This is a genomic window from Chloroflexota bacterium (assembly GCA_016197225.1).
Lineage (GTDB): Bacteria > Chloroflexota > Anaerolineae > Anaerolineales > VGOW01 > VGOW01.
The window spans coordinates 13,090-30,614 of sequence record JACPWC010000064.1 but is presented as its reverse complement, the minus strand read 5'-3'; the positions used below and the strand labels follow the sequence as shown (position 1 = coordinate 30,614).

The window sequence follows — 17,525 nt, the reverse complement described above, 5'->3', positions numbered from 1 at the left end:
GCAGGTAAAACGTCCTGACTGAACAGCAGTTCAATCATGTCCCAGCCGGCCGTTCAACACCCCCACCCTTACATTTCGAAACCGGGCCGGGGAAGCGCCGTGGCCGGTATGGGCTACCTGCTGAGGCTGGCCCTTGCCACAGTTGGGCGTGCCCCACATCACCCAATGCTCTTTATTACAAACAGCATCGCACGCATTCCAGAGCTCCGGCGTGATGCCGGTGTAGGTGCAATTCTTGAGCAATCGTCCCAACTTGCCATTCTTGATCTCGTAGCCGATCTCAGTGCCAAACTGGAAATTCAATCGCTTGTCGTCAATGCTCCACGAGCGATTCGTCTCCATGTAAATCCCGTCATCGGTGTCGGCGAGCAAATCGTCCAGCGACCAGGTTCCCGGCTCCAGACTTACGTTTGTCATGCGAATGAGCGGAACCCGGTTCCAGCCCATCGCCCGCATACAACCGTTGGACGTTAGCCCCAGCCGGGGCGCGGTCTCGCGCGACATGAGGTAACCCACAAACAGGCCGTCCTGCACAATCGGCGTCGAGCCGGCGGCCACCCCTTCGTCATCCCAGCCAAACGTGCCCAGGCCGTGTTGCCTCACCGAATCGGCGGTCAGGTTCACAAATTCTGAACCATAGCGAAAAGTATTGAGCTTGTCGGTGGTAAGAAACGACGTTCCGGCATAAGCCGCCTCAGCGCCAAACACCCGATCCAGCTCTGCCGGGTGGCCGCACGACTCGTGAACCTGAAGCGCCATCTGCGAACCGTCCAGAATGACAGTCGTTTGAATATCCGCCGGGCAGTGATCTGCCGTGAGCAGGGCGGCGGCCTCTGAAGCCACCCGCTCGGCATTGCCCGACAGGTCCATCGCCAAAATGTATTCCCAGCCGGCGCAACCCTGTTGCCCGCCCGAATTGGGGTACGAGCGCCGCTGAACTTCGTCCTCATCCACAGCCGTCGCCGCAATTCCCCCGCCCGCTTCGTAAATTGTCTGTGTCGTCTGCGCGCCTTCGCTGTTGGCAAATTGCTTCTCTTCACGAATAAAGGTCAGGTGGCCCTGCCGCACGGTGGCGTCTTTGACCCGGGCCATGTTGCGGTCGGCTTCGAGGAGCAGGTTGACTTTATCGGAAGCAGGGATCGCAAACGGATCAATTTGGATGGGCGTGGTGTATTCGCCCCGGCTTGTCACTGCCGGGCCAAGATTAACGGTCTGGCCGTCAACCAGCGCCGAGGCCTCTGCGATCTTCACCGCCAGAGCGGCGACGCGATCCACTTCGGCGTTGGAAAGCTCATGCGACGAAGCAAACCCCCACGCGCCGCCCGCCAGAACCCGCACGCCCAGCCCAAGCGACTCGGCGAAACTCAGCGACTCCACTATTCCGTTTTTCACACTCAGCGATTGCTCCGCCGTCTGCACCACCCGGACATCGGCGTACTGCGCGCCTTTGCGCGTTGCCCGATCAAGCGCCCGCAACATCAAGTCGTTCAAGCCTCACTCCTGCCAGTTGATAGTCTCTTAACTTAATCGTTGTAACCCGCCAGATTCCTTCGCCCGGCATATCTCTATAAAAAAGCCCTGCTCAACGCGCAGGGCCTTGTCTGAAGCAAGCTTATCACATATCTGCCGCTTTTTCCTTGGGCGGCATCACCGCCAGAAAGTCGTGGCCGAATCGCTCGGCATAGTTGTTCAACAAAGACTCGACTCGCGCCGCGTCGGGCGACGACACGATCAGCCCGGCATGATATTTCTTGTTCAGCCGCCAGACGATCTCCGGGTCGCTGTAATCGGAAAGGTCGGGCCACTCTTGCCGGGCCAGGCAGTTGATCACGCCGGCGTAGCCGGCATGGGTTTGAGGCAACTGGTACTTCTCGCCGCGCAAGTTGGCAATCTCGATCCGCGCCCACTCGGCCCACAGGTTGACGCCGGTGGCATGTTCAACACACTCGGCGATGTTGGCCCCGCCCACGCGGGCGGCGTTTTCCAGGAAGTACAAGCGCCCGTCGGCGTGAGCGCGAATGTACTCTGAGTGCGTCGCCCCGCGCACCAGGCCTAGAGCCTTCAATACTTGCTTATTGAAGGCCACCAGCGCCTTCGATTCTTCCGAGTCGCGATCCAGCGAGCGGGTGATGAACACCCCACCGCCCGCATAAACCGACAGAGGCGGCTTGCCGTATTTGTGGGCTATCGAAAACAGCACCTCGCCGCCATCCACCAGCCCGTCCACGTGATACACGTCGCCCGGCACGAACTGCTCCAGCACAAAGAATGACTGCTGATCGCCCAGCGAGTCCAGAATCGGCCACAACGCGTCGGGGTTGTTGATCTTCTTGATGCCCATCGAACTGGCTTCGGAGCGCGGCTTGAGGAGCCAGGGCGGCGGCACGCGACCCATGAACTCGCGCAAACGATCATGGTTGAACACGCCCGTAAACTCCGGCACGAGCAGACCGGCGTTGCGGGCTGTCGTTCGCATCGCCAACTTGTCGCGGAAGTTGCGGGCCAGAGTGTCGCCCATGCCCGGCAGGCGAAAATGCTCGCGGAGGTGGGCGGCGGTCTCCACGTCGAAATCGTCGAGGGCGACCATCAAATCAATCTGGCGGCTTCGGGCCAGGAAGCTCACGGCATGAGTGATGTCGGGCCGCTTGCCGAGTTCCGGCATGTGAAAGAACTCGTCAATACTCTCACGCGGCCAGGCTTCATCTTTCATCTTATCAACGGTGACCAAAATGACGTTCAGGCCCGCCTGTTTACACGCCTGCAAAAACGCGCCGCCTTTGAAGTAGCTGGCGAGGCAGAGGATGGTTTGGGGGTGAGAGTCGGCCATGTGAGTTGCTCCCAACAAAATTGGAGATTGGAGAATTAGAGAATTGAGGTTGTCCAATCTCTAATCCTCCAATTCTCTAATATCAAAGCACGCCTTCTTCCGTTTCTGCAATCAACTGATCCACCACCGCCTGCAAACTGCCGGTGCGCTCAAAGGTGGCAAGCTGGCGGTCGGCGCTGGTACCTCCTTCGAGGATGCGGTAAGCATATTCCACTTCCTTGCGGCTACCCAGTTCGTCCACCACGTCATCCACAAACCAGCCCACCAGTTCACGGCACAAGTCTTTAGCCGGCAGTTCTTCCTGCTTGCCGAAATCAATCATCTTGCCGTTCAACCCGTAACGCACTGCCCGCCATTTGTTCTCCTCAACCAGGGCCGAAGGATAAACACGGAAAGTCATGTTGTCGCGCCGCAATTTCCAGATCTTGTAGATGATGGCCTGGTACAGGGCCGCAATGCAAACGGCCTCGTCCACGCGGGTGCAAACGTCACAAATGCGAATCTCCAACGTCGGGTAATTCCAGTTGGGGCGGATGTCCCACCAAATCTTGGAGCCGTCGGGAATACAGCGGGTCTTCATCAGAGTATCCACGATCTCGGAGAAGTCGTTCCACGAGCGGAACTCGCGCGGGATGCCGGTGCGCGGAAAATTGCGAAAGATGATGCTTCGATAAGACATCAAGCCGGTGTTGCGGCCCATCCAGAACGGCGAACTGGTGGAGAGGCACAGCAGGTGCGGCAGAAAATAGCGGGCCACATTCATCGCGTCAATCATAAACTCACGATCTTCAATGCCAATGTGGACGTGCGTGCCGAAGATCAACAGCCGCTGGGCCAGCTCTTGCATGTCCTGCTTCACACCCGCGTAACGCTCGAAGGGCGTGATCTCCTGTTCCTTCCACGACGAGATGGGGTGAGTTCCGGCGGCGGCGATCTTCAATCCCTTGCGGGCCGCCAGTTCCATCACGCCCCGGCGCAGGCGCACCAGTTCGTCGCGGGCCTCGGCTGGCGTGCGACACACTTTGGTGCCAATTTCCACGATGGACTGGTGCAGTTCAGCCTTCACCTGCTCGCGCAGAGTCATCTTGCCTGCCTCGAGCAGTTCGGTGATATACGATTTCAATTCCCGAGTCTCTGGATCGACAATCTGGTATTCCTCTTCAATGCCGATGCTGAACGATGGTTTCTCAGGCATGGGTCACTCCCTCTTATCAACCACAAACGTAGCCACGGTCGAGCCGCCGCCGGCGGTGACGTTGAGCAAGGCCGCCGTCGAGAGGCGGGTCAAACATCCGTCCACGTAACCGCCATACCAAATGTAAGGATTGGTATCAATCATCCGGTCGTAGATTTCGACCTTGCCGTCCACCCAACTGGCGTAAGGAAATTTGGGGAGCGGCACGCGCGTTTGCACGATGGACGGCTCGTCAACCGCGGCTCTGAGGGCGGCATCCCACTCGGTGGAGGCCGCCTCCCACCCCAGAACCACGCCCTTGCCGCCGTACTCGTCGTTGGGCTTGATCACAAAGTCATCCTTGTGATCCACCAAAAACGACAACAAGTCTATGCGCTGGCCCTTGTAAGTGGTGTGGCGCGCTTCGACCAGGCGCGTCCACGGAATGTACTTCGCAATCGCGGCTCGCTCGTCGGCGGTGAAGAGATGAGCGTTGGCCTCGTCGCTCAACACGGCCAGGCTAGCCTTCTTGTGCAGAATCTTGCACCGGAAGGGGTTGACCATGCACACCGCCCGATCACGCACTGCCCGCACCACCGGATGATCCAGCCCGCCCCGCTCCACCAATTCGCTGATTAGCACCCGCTTGTAGATGATATGAATCTGTTCGCCGTCGGCTATCAACCGTCCGTTATCGTAAGTCACATCGCGCGGGTCGGCGATGACGCACTCGTAGCCATGCGACTCGAAGTAATCGTGGAAGAGGACGAACTCGCTGTAGGTCGGCACTTCACGCCAGTCGAGGATGGCGATGCGGGGCTTGTCCTTGCCGCCCCACTGCTTGTACGAGTCGAGCAGGGCGTGAAGCATGAGGTGGCGGGCGACGAGCGGGCGCACTTCGTAGTGCTTGCTGAACTCGCGCATGACCGGCAGACCGTAATAGACTTCGGAGAGCACGTCGTTGTAAGCCACGGCGGCGGGCGTCTCGGCGTTGTACTCGGTGAGCCAGAGGGTGCCCGCTTCATCGAAGAAGGTGTCCATGCGAGCCGTCGGGCTGGGGGCGCGGAAGCCGGGGTCGGCCATCACCAGTTCCTCTTCCCAAGCATTGAGGCGGAACTGAGCGCGAAAGTTGGCATCGGCCATTGCCGCCTCATGCGCTTTCTGAAAGGCGGGCATGATCACACGAATGGCTGTTTTCAGAGCCGAGTATTGGCCGGGATGGATGAAGCGCGGGCGGAGGACGGTGCTGAGAGGCCGCTCGCCAAAAAAGAGTCCGCGCCGCCGGAGTTGCTCAGTCAACTGCTCGTGCGTCTCGCGGGCCGTCTCCGGGTCGAGCAGGGAGTGATAGTGGTCAATCGTCTCGCGCAGGTTCGTCATGCGGGCGCTCCTCTCGCTTTGACGTTTGTCGTTTGACGCTTGAGGGGAATATCAAACGTCATTCGTCAAACGACAAATCATCCATTGAACATGGTTGACCACTTCACCTCAGCCACCTGCGGCTTCGGGTTCTTGGCCAGCCGGATGCTCAGGTCGGCCATTTTCTCCACGCACCAGCGGTGGTATTCAATGCCGGTCGAGTTGATGTCCATGTCGGGCGCGGGGTTCATGAAGTCAATCGCGTAAGGCACACCGTCGCGCACCGCCCACTCAATGGTGTTCATGTCGTAACCCAAAGCGCGGACAATCTTGAGCGAGTCGGCCACCACCCGATCATACAGGTCGGGCGGGATGTCGGGCGGCAGGTAACGGCGGTTGTCGGGGTCGTACTTCATCACTTTGATGTCCTGCTGGCCGAGGCACATGCAACGCAAATACTGGCCCTCATCCCACCTGATAAATTCCTGCAAGACCATCGTTAGCAGGCCGGACTGGTTGTAGGCATTCCAGAGCGCCTCCATCGAGCGGCAAATGTGGACTTGCTTCCAGCCGCCGCCGTGCGCGTCTTTGAGCACCACCGGGAAGCCGCCGAGGTACTCGACATGCTCCTCCCAGGGCGTGGGATACATCAAGTTGCGGAGACTCTCGTCGTGGACGATGCCGGGGACGTACTCTTTGTTGGGGAGGGCGACGGTCTTGGGGCTGGCGACGCCAAGTTTGGTGATGAGCGACGCGCCAAAAAATTTGTCATCCGCCGTCCACATGAAGGGGTTGTTGATGACGTAAGCGCCTTGAAGCATTGCGTTCTTGAGATAAGAGCGATAGTACGGCACCTCGTGCGAGATGCGATCCACCAGCACTGCATACTCGCTCGGCTCGTTCATCCGCGTGCCGCCGAGTTTGGCGAACTCGGCGATCACGCCCTCGTTCCGCCTGTTTACTTCTTCGATAAAAGCTGGCGGCCACGACCACTCACGGCCGACGATGACACCGATTTTGAGCATATGCCCTCCAAACAAAACAAGTTCTAAACAGGCAATGGATATTTCTTGCTTACGTAAATGCGGCTCATATCACCGCCTGCTCGTTTAATCAGCCTGACTGTCTGATGCCATTTCTTCAAAGGTTGTCCGAAAGGCCAACATCGTACAAGTATGTCAAGAAACCTTCCATCTCCACTCAAGACAATACGTTTTACTTCAGGGAAATACCTATCATGGTATCTGGCCATTAACTCTTCGAGCACCATTGTTGCCAGAGATTCTCGAACGTGACGGCTTGCGTGCGATCCATACTTCAACACAAACGGCCAAATTTTCTCAGGGTATTTGTCAAGAAATTGCTGGAATATTCCAAGTGCCTCGTGTCTGACTTTGTTGTTCAAAACTAATCGATCGGCAATCGTAAGCACAAACTTCCGATTTCGTTGAATTCTCAAACTAGCTTCAAGGTAGCGAATACAGAGTTTGCAATCTCGCAAACGGGAACTTTCGGCTAGCTTTTCAAGATAAGCTCTTTCCTCAGTGTTGAAAGCAATATCGAGTATATCTGATGGAGAAATGTCTTTCAAACGATTCATTTTCAACCTTGCTTATAAACTGAAATTAATCCGTACCATATACTCCCATCGCCCGCCGCGTCAGCCCGCTAGGCGGCACATCTTTGCCATTGTGCCGTATAATTGGCGTCAAGGAGTTGCAACTATGACACTCATTACAATTTCGGCTGACGACAAGCTTGTCGAAGCGCTCCGCCTTATCGCCCAAAAGCGTTCAACATCTCTGGATGCTGTGGCGCGTGAGGCCCTAACCCATTACGTTCGCTCGCACCCCATTCCCAAACGACGCTATTCGTTTGTCGGAATCGGGCGAAGCGGCAAACGCGATTTGTCGCAACAGGTCGAGGCGACGCTCGCGCAAGCCGCCAATCGCCGCGAGGGGTGGAGCCTGAAATAATGGCCGCCCTGATTGACACCGGCTTTTTGCTAGCCGTGCTCGATGCGGACGACGATTTGCATGAAGCCTGTGTTGCCGCGCTGGAGGCAGAGCCTGAACCGATATTGCCCGACGTTGTTCTGCCAGAACTTGCCTACATGGTAATGCGCGAACTTGGGACAACTCCACTTGCCGCCTTTCTAAACACGGTTGCCGACGGCGAACTGGTCATCGCTTACATTACTGCTGAAGACCTTGCACGGTCGGCGGACTTGATCGTGCAATATGCCGACAACAAAATTGATTTTGTGGACTGCGCAATCGCCGCTCTCGCCGAGCGCCTGAATATCCAAAACATCCTGACAGTTGATCGCCGTCACTTCGGCGTATTACGCCCCAAACACTGCGACGCCTTTGTTTTGGCTCCCTGACGCCACGCTACCGTCAGAACGTTTCCCCCACATAATACTTTATCATCGCCCGCCAGGTCGGCCAGTCGTGCGGCATGTCGTAGCCCCACAGGTCAAGATTGTGCGGGATGCCTTTGCTGGCCAGGATTCCGGCCAACTGCCGCGAGCCTTCCGGATTTTCGTATGAGCCTTGCCCGGAGAGAATGTGAATGTGCTGTTTCTGGCGCAGAAGCGACAAGTAATGGTCGTCGTTCAGGTTGGGCATGTAGGCCAGTGGGTCGTTGAAGTACACATCGTCATCGTAATAGCCGTCGGTGAAGTTGCGGATGTTGTAGTTGCCGCTCATGGCGATCATGCCGTCGAACAAGTCCGGGCGGCGGAAAAGCTGGTTGGCGCAATGGTAAGCCCCCAAGCTGGCCCCGCAGGTGATGACGCCGATTTTACCCTGACAACTGTTCCAGATGTAAGGCACCACTTCATCCGTCACGTAGTAGTTATATTGAACCTGACGGAGGGCGCGGTCGCGCGGGTGCAGGCCCCGGTTCATCCAGCTTTCGCGGTTGATGCTGTTGATGGAGAAGACTTTGACCTTGCCGCCGTCAATATACTCGCCGATGGAGTCGATAACGTGGAAGCGCTCGTACTCCAGATAATCGGCGGCGGCGGTGGGGAACAGGAGCAAGGGGAAACCGTAGTGGCCGTAGGTGACGATTTCCATGTGCTGGCTGAGGCTGGGGCTGTGCCAGCCGTCAATAAAACGTTGCATGGTTGCTCCTTGTTGGCCGGTAAGCTGTGCCAGTGGTGGTGTTCGCGATGCACTTGGCGTATTGCGTATCGCGTAAAAATCTTACAGAATACGGAATACGATCAGTCAATTGTTATCAGCGAGTTAAACCCCCCAAACCCATCTTCGACACGCGCCGGGTTTTCGGGGTCGTTCACCCAGCGCACGCGGTCAATTATGAATTTATAAGGATGTGTGCCACGCGGAATCGTGGTCAGGGTGATTTGCCATAAACCGGGCCGGGTCTGGCGCATCTCGCCGTCTTTTGTTTGCCAGCCGTTGAAGCTCCCCACCAGCGCCACTTCCCGCGCACCCGGATCATAATAGTAAAACGTGATTGTGTGGGAGGCAATGTGGGGCGAGATCGGTGCCCCGCGCAGAACCCCGCCGCCGGCGCGCAAGGCGGCGGCCACGGCCCGCCCGGCGTTGATCGCGCCCGCGCCCTGTCTCTCCGCCGGGGCATCGTTCAACGGATCCGCCGTCGCCATCAAAATCTCTTTGACCTGGGCCGGCGTGAGCGACGAGTTGGCTTCGAGCATCTGGGCCACGACCCCGCTGACGATGGGCGTTGCCATTGAGGTGCCGTCCACGTGCTGGTAGTGCGGGTGAATGAACTTTTGCTCGTTGAGGTGCTCCTGGATGGCGCGATGAATTTCGGGGAGGGGCAAACTTAGTGTTCTTTTGCTGAAGCGAGTCTGCGCGTAGTTCGACTCCAACAGTCTGCTCAACTCGGCGTCGCTGGCGTGCGCCAGCCGCCAGAAGTAGAGCGCGTCGTGGTGGGCGCGCGTGCCGGGCAACATGGGCGCGGCCAGCCACAGCGCGGGCGCGACGATCTCCGGCTTGCGCAGGCCATTGATGCCCCGGCCATAACTCGACCAGTACAGGCGATGATAGCGCAGGTCGAGATGATTCTGATCGTCGAGGCCGCCGACGGTGATGGCCGATGGGGCGCTGGCCGGTGGGATGACGATGCGGCGGCCACTGTTTCCGGCGGCGACCACTACGACCATGCCGCGTGAAACCGCCTCTTCCACAAGTTCGTCCAACTCGGTGAATTTGCCCGTCGTCGGAGTGTCGCCGCCGAGCGAGATGTTGACGACGCGAATGTGGAAGGGCTGCTGATTCGCCAGCACCCAACTCAGGGCGCGGGCAATGTCGCGATCTCGAATACCGCGCCCGCGCGGGTTGCCGGTCTTGACCAGCACCAACTGCGCCCCCTCGGCGGGGCCGCGATAGAGGCGGTTGGACATGAAGCCGTTGCCGAAGCCGATGCACGAAGTCATCAGACCGTGCCAGCTTGTGGCGTGTTGCTTTTTGAAGTTTGGCTTCTCAATCGGCGCCTGGCCGGTGGCATCCACGTAACACAGGATGCGGTTCCTGGGCCGGATGAGATCGGGATGCGGGTAGAAGCCGGAGTCGAGGAAGGCGACGGTGACACCGCGCCCGGTGAAGTTCGGGTTGGCGTGGACGCGGACGGGCGTGGGCAGGAGCCGCTTTTCGTCGCGCACGTAAACCGGAAACGGCGTGAGCAGTTCCTGCTGGAGCGATGCCGGGCTGCGCGCCTCGCGCGCTTTCTCGACAGCACCGTAAACGCAATCGGGGCAAACGCCGTCGTCGTGCTTCCAGCCCGCATTGTTCTCGCGCAGAATGCGGGCGATGTGGTCTTCGAGTTTGGGTTGGATTTCTATGAGGGCCGGGTCGAGAGGGCGGCGGCAGAGGGGACAAGATTTAATAGGCATTAGCTTTTTCAGCGACTCGCCTGATCCGGGTGGAACAGGAAGACTGCGTTGCCCTCACGCCAGACGCGAAGCGGGCAATCCGCCACGAGCAGTTCGGTCGGTAATTATAGTATGATGTTTACATGCCTGACACCCTCGACAAACCTGGCAAAAAAGATAAGCCCCCAGCCGCCGCCCGCTTTGATTTTCGATCTCGTCAAACGCGGGCGGCTTTCGTTCTTCTGGCCTGGGTTGTTTACGGGGCTGCGTTCAGCCTGCTCTTCCGCATTGCGGGGCCTGAGATCGCGGCGCTCTCCATATTGCCGGTAGCGGCGGCCGGGTGGTTCTTCGGCGCGTGGGCCGGCCTGCTCACCGGCTTGCTGGCTTTTCCATTAAACATTCTGTTGATCACATTGGCCGGAGATTCAGGCTGGGAGATTATGACTCGAGGGGCGGCCGGCTCGCTTGCCCTGGTGCTGGTCGGCCTTGTGATCGGGCGGTTGCGCGACCTGGGCGAGCGGGCAAAGTGGGAACTTGCCCAGCGTATGCGGGCGGAAGCGGCATTGCAACAGAGCGGCACGCTCATCACTGCCCTGAGCCGGGTAGCCACGCGCTTGCAGATCAGCCTTGACCCCGACCAGGTCATGGAAACCATGGGGACGGAACTCAAGCAACTGGGCGTAACCTGCCTCGTCACGCTGTTGGACTCAGACGACCAGACGCTGGTGATTCGTTATGGTTCCATTGAGTCAACTGCGCTGACCCTCGCCGAAAAACTGACCGGGCACAAGTTGCGCGGCTTCCGTATGCCCCCCCAAAGCTGGCTCTACTACGCCGAAGTTGTCGAGCAAAGGCGCGCCCTCTTTTTGCCCGATGTGTTGTTGCCTTCTACTACCCTGTTGCCCGAATTCCCGCGGCCGGTTGTCGAGAATATTCTTCACATGGTCGGCCTGTCCTCTCGCGCCCATTCAATCGTCGTTCCTTTAGTCGTCGAAGAGCGGACGTTGGGGGTGTTGATGATGTGGGGTGAGGATCTACAGGAAGGCGACATCCCGGCAGTGTCGGTCTTTGCCGGGCAAATGGCTGGCGCGCTGTACACCGCCCGCCTTTATCGCGCGGCGCAAAACCGCATCCACCGCCTGAATGCCCTCAACACCATCGCTTCGGCGCTCAACAACACCATGAGCCTGGACGAGGCTCTGCGCGTGGCGCTGGCCGAGACGCTCGCGACGCTGGACTTGCCCGCAGGTTGGATCAGCCTGCACCAGGGCGGCAAGTTCCGGCTCGCCGCTCACCAGAACCTGCCGCCCGCGTTGGCCGACGACGACTGCGCCGTGATGCGCCGACAGCCCTGTAATTGCCAGCGCAAAATATTGGCCGGTGAACTGCCGGAAGCGGTCAATATCCTGAATTGCCAGAGACTCCTCGAATGGGCAACGGGCGATACCGGCGGGTTGACCCTTCATGCCAGCATTCCTATTCGCATGGGGCGCGACGTGTTTGGCATGCTTAACCTGGCCACTCCGCCCGGCGGCCCGCACTTCGACGAGGACGATTTGGCCGCCCTCTCGGCAATCGGCCATCAACTGGCCGTCGCCCTCGCCCGCGCCCGCTTTCACGCCGAAACAGTCGAGAACCTGGCCCGCGAGCAGCGCCTCAACGAGATGGCGCAGACCTTGAGCAGCACCCTTGACCTGCCAATAATTTTGCAGAATGTGGCGCGGCTGGCCGCCGAACTGGCCGGGGCAGATGCGGGCGCAATTGCCCTCGTTGCGCCCGACGGCCAGACCATTAGTTATCCCTATCTCTTCAAGCTCCCCAAATCATTGAGCCTGCGGCCCTCACCAAAAGGTAAAGGCGTGGCCTGGGGCATTGTCGAGAGCGGCGAGCCGCTGTTGCTGCCCGACTACGGCGCGCATCCGAATGCACTGCCGGAGTGGATAGACTCTGGCGTGCGCGGGTTTATCGGTGTCCCCATCGCCGCCGGCGAGGGGCGCCTGGGCGCAATAGGCTTGTTCATCCTAAACCCTGAAAAGCGTTTCACTCAGCGCGACCTAGCGCTGGCCGAGTCAGTCGGGCGGCAGGCCGGGGTGGCGATTCAGAATGCGCGGCTGTTTGAGGAAACACAGCGGCAGGCGCAGGAAGCCGAAACCCTGCGGCAGGCCGGGGCGGTGGTGGCCGCCACCCTGCGAGCGGAAGAGGCCATCGAGCGCATCTTGCAAGAGTTGGCGCATGTGGTGCCATACGACAGCGGCTCGGTGCAATTGCTGAAAGAAGATTATCTGGAAATCGTCGGCGGGCGCGGCTGGCCCGACCCGAAAGCCGTCATCGGCCTGCGCTTTCCAGTGCCCGGCAACAACCCCAACACGACTGTGATTCAACAGCGGGCGCCCCACATCGTGGCGAACGCGCCCGCCGCCCATGCGCCTTTTCAGCAAGAACCCCACAGCCACATTCAGTCGTGGCTCGGCGTGCCGCTGATTATCGGCGACCGGGTGATTGGCATGTTGGCGGTGGACAGTGTTCAGCCGAACTATTTTACGCCGCACCACGCCCGGCTGGTGGCCGCCTTTGCCGACCAGGTGGCTGTGGCCATCGAAAACGCCCGGCTGTTTGAGGCCTTGCAACACAGCGAAGCCTATTTCCGCGCCATCATCGAAAACGCCTGGGACGGCGTGTTGATTATGAACAGCCAGGGGGTCCTCCGCTACGCCAGCCCGTCCGCCGAACGCATCATCGGCTACCAGCAAGAAGAGTTGGTTGGACGGGATGCCTTCGGGTTTTTGCACCCGGACGACGTGCCGGCGGCGGCCCAGACCTTTGAAGCCATCCGCGACCTGGGCCAGGTCTCCACCGTGGAAGCCCGGTTCCGGCACCACGACGGGTCGTGGCGCATCCTCGAAGGCACGGGCCGCAACCTCCTGAGCGATCCCCGCCTCAGTGGCATCGTCGTGAATTACCACGACATCACCGAACGCAAGCAGGCCGAACAATCCCTGCGCCGCCGGGCCGCCGAGCTTGAAAGCCTGTCCCAGGTCTCCTCGGCGATGCGCGCCGCCCGCAACATTGAGGAGATGATCCCCTTGCTGATCCAGAAAGCGGCCGAGGTCGTCGGCGGCGACGCCAGTTCGATCTTTCTGCGGGAGCCTGAAACCGGTGAGTGGGTGTCTCGCGGCTGGCTCTCGGCCGGCAACGGGTGGCAATTCACAAACGACGCCTTGTCTGCTCCCCGCCTGCGCTACCGTCTGGGGGAAGGCATCACCGGCTACGTGGCCGCCAGCGGCGAGATTTACATCACCAACGACCTGCCGCACGACCCGGTGGCCGTTATTCTTCCCGCCGAGGCCGAACGGCTAAGCGCCTTAAGCAGTGGCATCAGCCTGCCGTTGCTCGCTCAAGAACACATTATCGGCGTGATCCATATCTGGATGCGCGAGCAACGCGACTTCACCGAAAGGGAAGTCCGTCTGCTCATCGCCATCGCCGAGATGGCCGGCAACGCCATCCACCGCGCAACCCTGTACGAGCAGACCGAGCAACGCCTGCAACGCCTGACTGCCCTGCACGCCATTGACCTGGCCATCAGTGCCAGCCTCGACCTGCACCTCACCCTCAACGTTCTACTCAATCAGATTACGGCCCAGGTGGGTATGAAGGCCGCCGCAGTGTTATTGTTCAATCCGTACACGCAGACCCTCGAATACGCCGCCCGGCACGGCTTCCGTACCGGCGTTCTCCGCCCTCCCGTCTGGCGTTTGGGCGAAGGCTACGTGGGCCGCGCCGCGCTCGAACGGTGCATTCTCTCCATCCCTGATGTCTCAGCGGCCCCGGCAGACCTGGAGCAATCTGAAATCCAAATGCTGGCGAGCGAGGGCTTCCTCGCTTATTACGCTGTGCCGCTGGTGACCAAAGGGCAGGTGAAAGGCGTGCTGGAAATTTTCCACCACTCCCCGCTCGCTTCCGATGCCGAGTGGTTGGACTTCCTGGAAACACTCGCCGGTCAGGCCGCCATTGCCATAGATAACATTGTCTTGTTCAACGACCTCCAGCGCTCCAATGTGGAGTTGGCCCAGGCCTACGACTCCACCCTGGAAGGCTGGGCGCGCGCGCTGGAACTGCGCGACAAGGAAACCGAAGGCCACACCCGGCGCGTCACCGAACTCACCCTGCGCCTGGCCCTGGCCATGGGTTTGCCCGATGCCGAACTGGTTCATGTCCGCCGCGGCGCGCTCCTGCACGATATTGGCAAGATGGGCATCCCCGACAGCATTCTGCTCAAACCCGGCCCGCTCACTGGTGTGGAGTGGGGGATCATGCGTCGGCATCCAACCTATGCCTACGAAATGCTCTCCCCCATCGCCTACTTGCGCCCGGCGCTTGACATCCCCTATTGCCATCACGAGAAATGGGACGGCGCCGGCTACCCGCGCGGGCTGAAGGGCGAACAAATTCCGCTGGCGGCGCGCATCTTCGCAGTGGTGGATGTGTGGGACGCCTTATGCTCCGACCGGCCTTACCGCAAAGCCTGGCCGCTGGAGCAAGTGCGCGAACACATTCGCTCTCTGACCGGCGCGCACTTCGACCCGCAGGTGGCGCAAGTGTTCCTGGGAATCATAGCGGCGGATCACCCGGAACTGGCCGCTGACCGCTAGAGCACTTTCTTTGCAGAACAAAATCGCCGGATTAGAGATGCTGACACAGTCGAGGAGCGATGGCAGAGGGGGCAGTGAGAGGCTGAGGGCACAAAGGCGGCCCTTATTCCCCCACCGCGTAAAGACGCGCCGCGTTGCCGTGCAAAATTTGATGAGCGGCAGTCAGAGCTTCGTCGCGAGTGAACGCGCCCAACTCGATCAATTCATCCAGCACTTTACCCAGTCCCCACCGCCCCCAGCGCGCCGCAAGCCAATAGATGTCAGGGATGCTATAGGCGTCGGTTGAAAATAGAATTTTGCTGGTGGCAGTCAGAGCCAGCGTTTGCCGCCAGAGCGCCGGGATGTCTATCGTGACGAACGGGACGGCCAGGCCCACGTCCATCCATACATTTGAGTAGAGTGAGGCCAGATAGCCTAATTCACGAGCGTAAGGATAACTGGCATGTAATAATACAAACGGCACTCGCTTGTGCCTGCCGCTCTCAAACAACGGGCGCATGTGCAGAGGGTTGGCGAACAGCATATCCAGATCATTATCGCCCAGGCCGGTGTGAAACTGCACCGACATCTCCTGCTTCTCGGCAATGTCCAGCGCCCGCAGGACGAGATAATCGTTGAGCGGTTTATCGGCCAGCCGGACTTTGCCTTCGCGCCGGGCGCGTTCCTTCGCGCCCGTGAACGCCTCCACTACCTGGCTCTTGCTTGTCTCGCGGATCGCCAGCCCGGTGCGATAGGCGATGATGCTCTTCAGCCCCACGTGGCCCGCCGCGCGCGCGCCCTCCACCGTCGTCACATAGGCATCCATAAATTGATCGAACGTCTCCTGTTGCAGAATCAAGTCCTGGGCCATCGTCTCCAGGCGCAGGATGGGTTCGATGCGGCACGCCGGGAGGCAGGCTTTCATGTCGCTAATTGTCATGCGATCTGTGCCCGCTAGACCATAGTCAATCAACAAAGTTGAGATGTTGGCGTCGCGCAACATATGTCCGGCCAACTCGGCGAGCGGCATGGCCGCCCGCGCCGCCGTGACGGCCTCGGTCGTCGGGGCGCAACCCAGAAAGTTCGCCAGTTCTTTGATCGCCCAGAGGAAGAAGACGGTGTTGGGCGTATGCTCGGCGACAGTGGCGTTATCCCCGCCTTCGCTGAAGAAGCCCTGAAACTCCAACGCCGTATACGGCGTTTCACGGCGCAGGAAGGCGTGACAGTGGTGGTCGAGAATAGGAATAGAGGCGAGATCGAGGGACATGAATCAGAACTTCCAGAAATGATGCTTGACTTCAAAGGCTACGTCTTCTTTGCTGAACGACTCCCATTCGAGACGTTTGACCGCCAGGAATGAACGGGACAACAATGGGCCGAGGGCGTCTATCAACACCTGATCCTTTTCGAGGTTGTCGAGCGCCTCGTTGAGGCTGGTGGGGAAGCGTTTGATACCGCGTGCGGCGCGTTCATCGTCGGTGAAGTTGCCGGGGTCAATCAATACCGGCTCGCCCGGCATCAGTTTGCGTTTCACGCCATCCAACCCGGCGGCCAGCACCCCGCCCAAAGACAAATAGGGATTGGATGAAGAGTCAGACGATTTCAGTTCGGCGTTGGCAGACCCGGAAGGATCGGACTTGTATTTGGATGGCACGCGGACGGCGGCCTCGCGGTTGTCCGGCCCCCAGACGGTGAAGGCCGAACTCCAGAAATGCGGTTGCAAGCGGCGGTATGAATTGAAAGACGGGCAAGTGAGGGCGAGCAGAGCCGGTAAATGCGCCAGCACCCCGGCGATAAAGTAGTAGCCAAGCTGACTGATTCCATAGTTGTCGTTCGGGTCGTACATCAGGTTGCGCTTGCCAGCTTTGTCCCACAAGCTGAAGTGAATGTGCGCGCCATTGCCGGCTTGATCGGGGAAAGGTTTGGGTGCCAGCGACGCATACAGGCCATGATTGTAGGCGACATTGCGCACCGTCTCACGATAGAACACCTGCCGGTCGGCGGCGGCCAGGGCCGCCGCGTGGCGGATGGGCAGTTCCTGCTGGCCGTGACCGAGTTCAGGATAATACTGATCCACTTGCATCCCTTGCGCTTCAAAGGCGGCGATGATGTCGTCCATCACTTTCGCCGACATCGTCATTCCGGTCGTGGAAAAACACAAAGTCTCGTCGAAAGGGGCAAAAGCGCCGTCGGAATTTCGGGTTGCCAGAGTGAACTCGATCTCAAAAGCGGCCTGCACACTGAAGCCTTCGGCGGCGCAATCAGCGATCTGTCGTTTGAGGAACGAGCGCGGGCAGGCCGCCCACGGCGTCCCGTCGTGGTTGAGCATGTCCACTGTCATGGCCGCCACATGCGGCGCGTAGGGCAGGATACGGAACGTATCGGGATCAGGAACGAGGCGGATTTCGCCGACCGGCCCCAGGCCCTCCACGGCGGCCAATTGATCGAGCATGTTCATCGCCTGCATCGCCATCGTCAAACCGATCCCGTCGCCGATCCGGTTTCGCAGGAACTCAATGTGCGTCGCCTTGCCCCGGGTAACGCCGCCGTTGTCGGTGTACAAAAAACGCACCAGACGCACCCCAGCCTTGCGGGCGGCCTCGGTCACGCGGTCAGCAGGTGTAGTATTGCGAGCGGTTCGTTTAGCAGGCATCATGGCTCCCGAAAGGT

General features: G+C 59.6%; 13 protein-coding genes. 3 read left to right on the top strand and 10 right to left on the bottom strand.

Translation table 11 applies throughout. From position 1 onward, the window contains the following. Positions 1-30: 30 nt before the first annotated feature. The 6 genes from HYZ49_11415 to HYZ49_11390 all read right to left on the bottom strand — a co-directional run bounded on the left by HYZ49_11415 (position 31) and on the right by HYZ49_11390 (position 6,957). A complete protein-coding gene (locus tag HYZ49_11415; protein ID MBI3242892.1) occupies positions 31-1,479 on the bottom strand; it encodes a TldD/PmbA family protein in 1,449 nt (482 codons plus the stop codon). A 136-nt stretch (positions 1,480-1,615) separates the two neighbouring features. Further along, on the bottom strand, positions 1,616-2,827 hold the full coding sequence (locus HYZ49_11410; protein MBI3242891.1) for an ATP-grasp domain-containing protein: 1,212 nt from the start codon (positions 2,825-2,827) through the stop codon (positions 1,616-1,618). Positions 2,828-2,909: 82 nt separating this feature from the next. Next, complete coding sequence (locus tag HYZ49_11405) at positions 2,910-4,022, bottom strand: carboxylate-amine ligase (GenBank protein ID MBI3242890.1); 1,113 nt, start codon at positions 4,020-4,022, stop codon at positions 2,910-2,912. A 3-nt stretch (positions 4,023-4,025) separates the two neighbouring features. Beyond that, complete coding sequence (locus tag HYZ49_11400) at positions 4,026-5,378, bottom strand: circularly permuted type 2 ATP-grasp protein (protein ID MBI3242889.1); 1,353 nt, start codon at positions 5,376-5,378, stop codon at positions 4,026-4,028. Between the two features lie 77 nt (positions 5,379-5,455). Beyond that, positions 5,456-6,382: a hypothetical protein gene (locus tag HYZ49_11395; GenBank protein ID MBI3242888.1), complete on the bottom strand. Its 927-nt coding sequence runs from the start codon at positions 6,380-6,382 to the stop codon at positions 5,456-5,458. Positions 6,383-6,405: 23 nt separating this feature from the next. Beyond that, positions 6,406-6,957 (bottom strand): hypothetical protein, encoded by a 552-nt coding sequence (locus HYZ49_11390; GenBank protein MBI3242887.1) that lies wholly within the window; start codon positions 6,955-6,957, stop codon positions 6,406-6,408. Between the two features lie 124 nt (positions 6,958-7,081). On the opposite strand from HYZ49_11390, the gene HYZ49_11385 reads away from it, so the two are divergent. After that, entirely contained in the window at positions 7,082-7,333 is a 252-nt protein-coding gene (locus tag HYZ49_11385; protein ID MBI3242886.1) for a ribbon-helix-helix protein, CopG family, read from the top strand. Next, a complete protein-coding gene (locus tag HYZ49_11380; GenBank protein ID MBI3242885.1) occupies positions 7,333-7,743 on the top strand; it encodes a type II toxin-antitoxin system VapC family toxin in 411 nt (136 codons plus the stop codon). Before HYZ49_11385 ends, HYZ49_11380 begins: the two co-directional genes overlap by 1 nt. A 13-nt stretch (positions 7,744-7,756) precedes the next feature. Here HYZ49_11380 and HYZ49_11375 read toward each other — a convergent pair whose 3' ends face one another. Beyond that, positions 7,757-8,488 carry an esterase gene (locus HYZ49_11375; GenBank protein MBI3242884.1) on the bottom strand — a complete coding sequence of 244 codons (732 nt, stop codon included), beginning with the start codon at positions 8,486-8,488 and terminating at the stop codon, positions 7,757-7,759. Between the two features lie 101 nt (positions 8,489-8,589). Further along, positions 8,590-10,245, bottom strand: a complete 1,656-nt coding sequence (locus HYZ49_11370; protein MBI3242883.1) for a S8 family serine peptidase — start codon at positions 10,243-10,245, stop codon at positions 8,590-8,592. Positions 10,246-10,367: 122 nt separating this feature from the next. Between HYZ49_11370 and HYZ49_11365 the strand changes: the two genes are divergently transcribed. Then, the gene (locus tag HYZ49_11365; GenBank protein ID MBI3242882.1) at positions 10,368-14,876 is read left to right on the top strand and encodes a GAF domain-containing protein; all 4,509 of its coding nucleotides are present in this window, start codon (positions 10,368-10,370) and stop codon (positions 14,874-14,876) included. A gap of 103 nt (positions 14,877-14,979) precedes the next feature. On the opposite strand, the gene HYZ49_11360 is transcribed toward HYZ49_11365, so the two are convergent. Both HYZ49_11360 and HYZ49_11355 read right to left on the bottom strand, forming a co-directional pair. Continuing rightward, on the bottom strand, positions 14,980-16,122 hold the full coding sequence (locus HYZ49_11360) for an amidohydrolase family protein (protein ID MBI3242881.1): 1,143 nt from the start codon (positions 16,120-16,122) through the stop codon (positions 14,980-14,982). Positions 16,123-16,125: 3 nt separating this feature from the next. Then, positions 16,126-17,508, bottom strand: a complete 1,383-nt coding sequence (locus HYZ49_11355; protein ID MBI3242880.1) for a glutamine synthetase — start codon at positions 17,506-17,508, stop codon at positions 16,126-16,128. Positions 17,509-17,525: the final 17 nt, after the last annotated feature.

What these genes read in the sequence shown, in the direction of transcription:
- HYZ49_11415 (MBI3242892.1), bottom strand. Translation starts at nt 1,479, where the DNA reads ATGTTGCGGGCGCTTGATCGGGCAACGCGCAAAGGCGCGCAGTACGCC.
- HYZ49_11410 (MBI3242891.1), bottom strand. Translation starts at nt 2,827, where the DNA reads ATGGCCGACTCTCACCCCCAAACCATCCTCTGCCTCGCCAGCTACTTC.
- HYZ49_11405 (MBI3242890.1), bottom strand. Translation starts at nt 4,022, where the DNA reads ATGCCTGAGAAACCATCGTTCAGCATCGGCATTGAAGAGGAATACCAG.
- HYZ49_11400 (MBI3242889.1), bottom strand. Translation starts at nt 5,378, where the DNA reads ATGACGAACCTGCGCGAGACGATTGACCACTATCACTCCCTGCTCGAC.
- HYZ49_11395 (MBI3242888.1), bottom strand. Translation starts at nt 6,382, where the DNA reads ATGCTCAAAATCGGTGTCATCGTCGGCCGTGAGTGGTCGTGGCCGCCA.
- HYZ49_11390 (MBI3242887.1), bottom strand. Translation starts at nt 6,957, where the DNA reads ATGAATCGTTTGAAAGACATTTCTCCATCAGATATACTCGATATTGCT.
- HYZ49_11385 (MBI3242886.1), top strand. Translation starts at nt 7,082, where the DNA reads ATGACACTCATTACAATTTCGGCTGACGACAAGCTTGTCGAAGCGCTC.
- HYZ49_11380 (MBI3242885.1), top strand. Translation starts at nt 7,333, where the DNA reads ATGGCCGCCCTGATTGACACCGGCTTTTTGCTAGCCGTGCTCGATGCG.
- HYZ49_11375 (MBI3242884.1), bottom strand. Translation starts at nt 8,488, where the DNA reads ATGCAACGTTTTATTGACGGCTGGCACAGCCCCAGCCTCAGCCAGCAC.
- HYZ49_11370 (MBI3242883.1), bottom strand. Translation starts at nt 10,245, where the DNA reads ATGCCTATTAAATCTTGTCCCCTCTGCCGCCGCCCTCTCGACCCGGCC.
- HYZ49_11365 (MBI3242882.1), top strand. Translation starts at nt 10,368, where the DNA reads ATGCCTGACACCCTCGACAAACCTGGCAAAAAAGATAAGCCCCCAGCC.
- HYZ49_11360 (MBI3242881.1), bottom strand. Translation starts at nt 16,122, where the DNA reads ATGTCCCTCGATCTCGCCTCTATTCCTATTCTCGACCACCACTGTCAC.
- HYZ49_11355 (MBI3242880.1), bottom strand. Translation starts at nt 17,508, where the DNA reads ATGCCTGCTAAACGAACCGCTCGCAATACTACACCTGCTGACCGCGTG.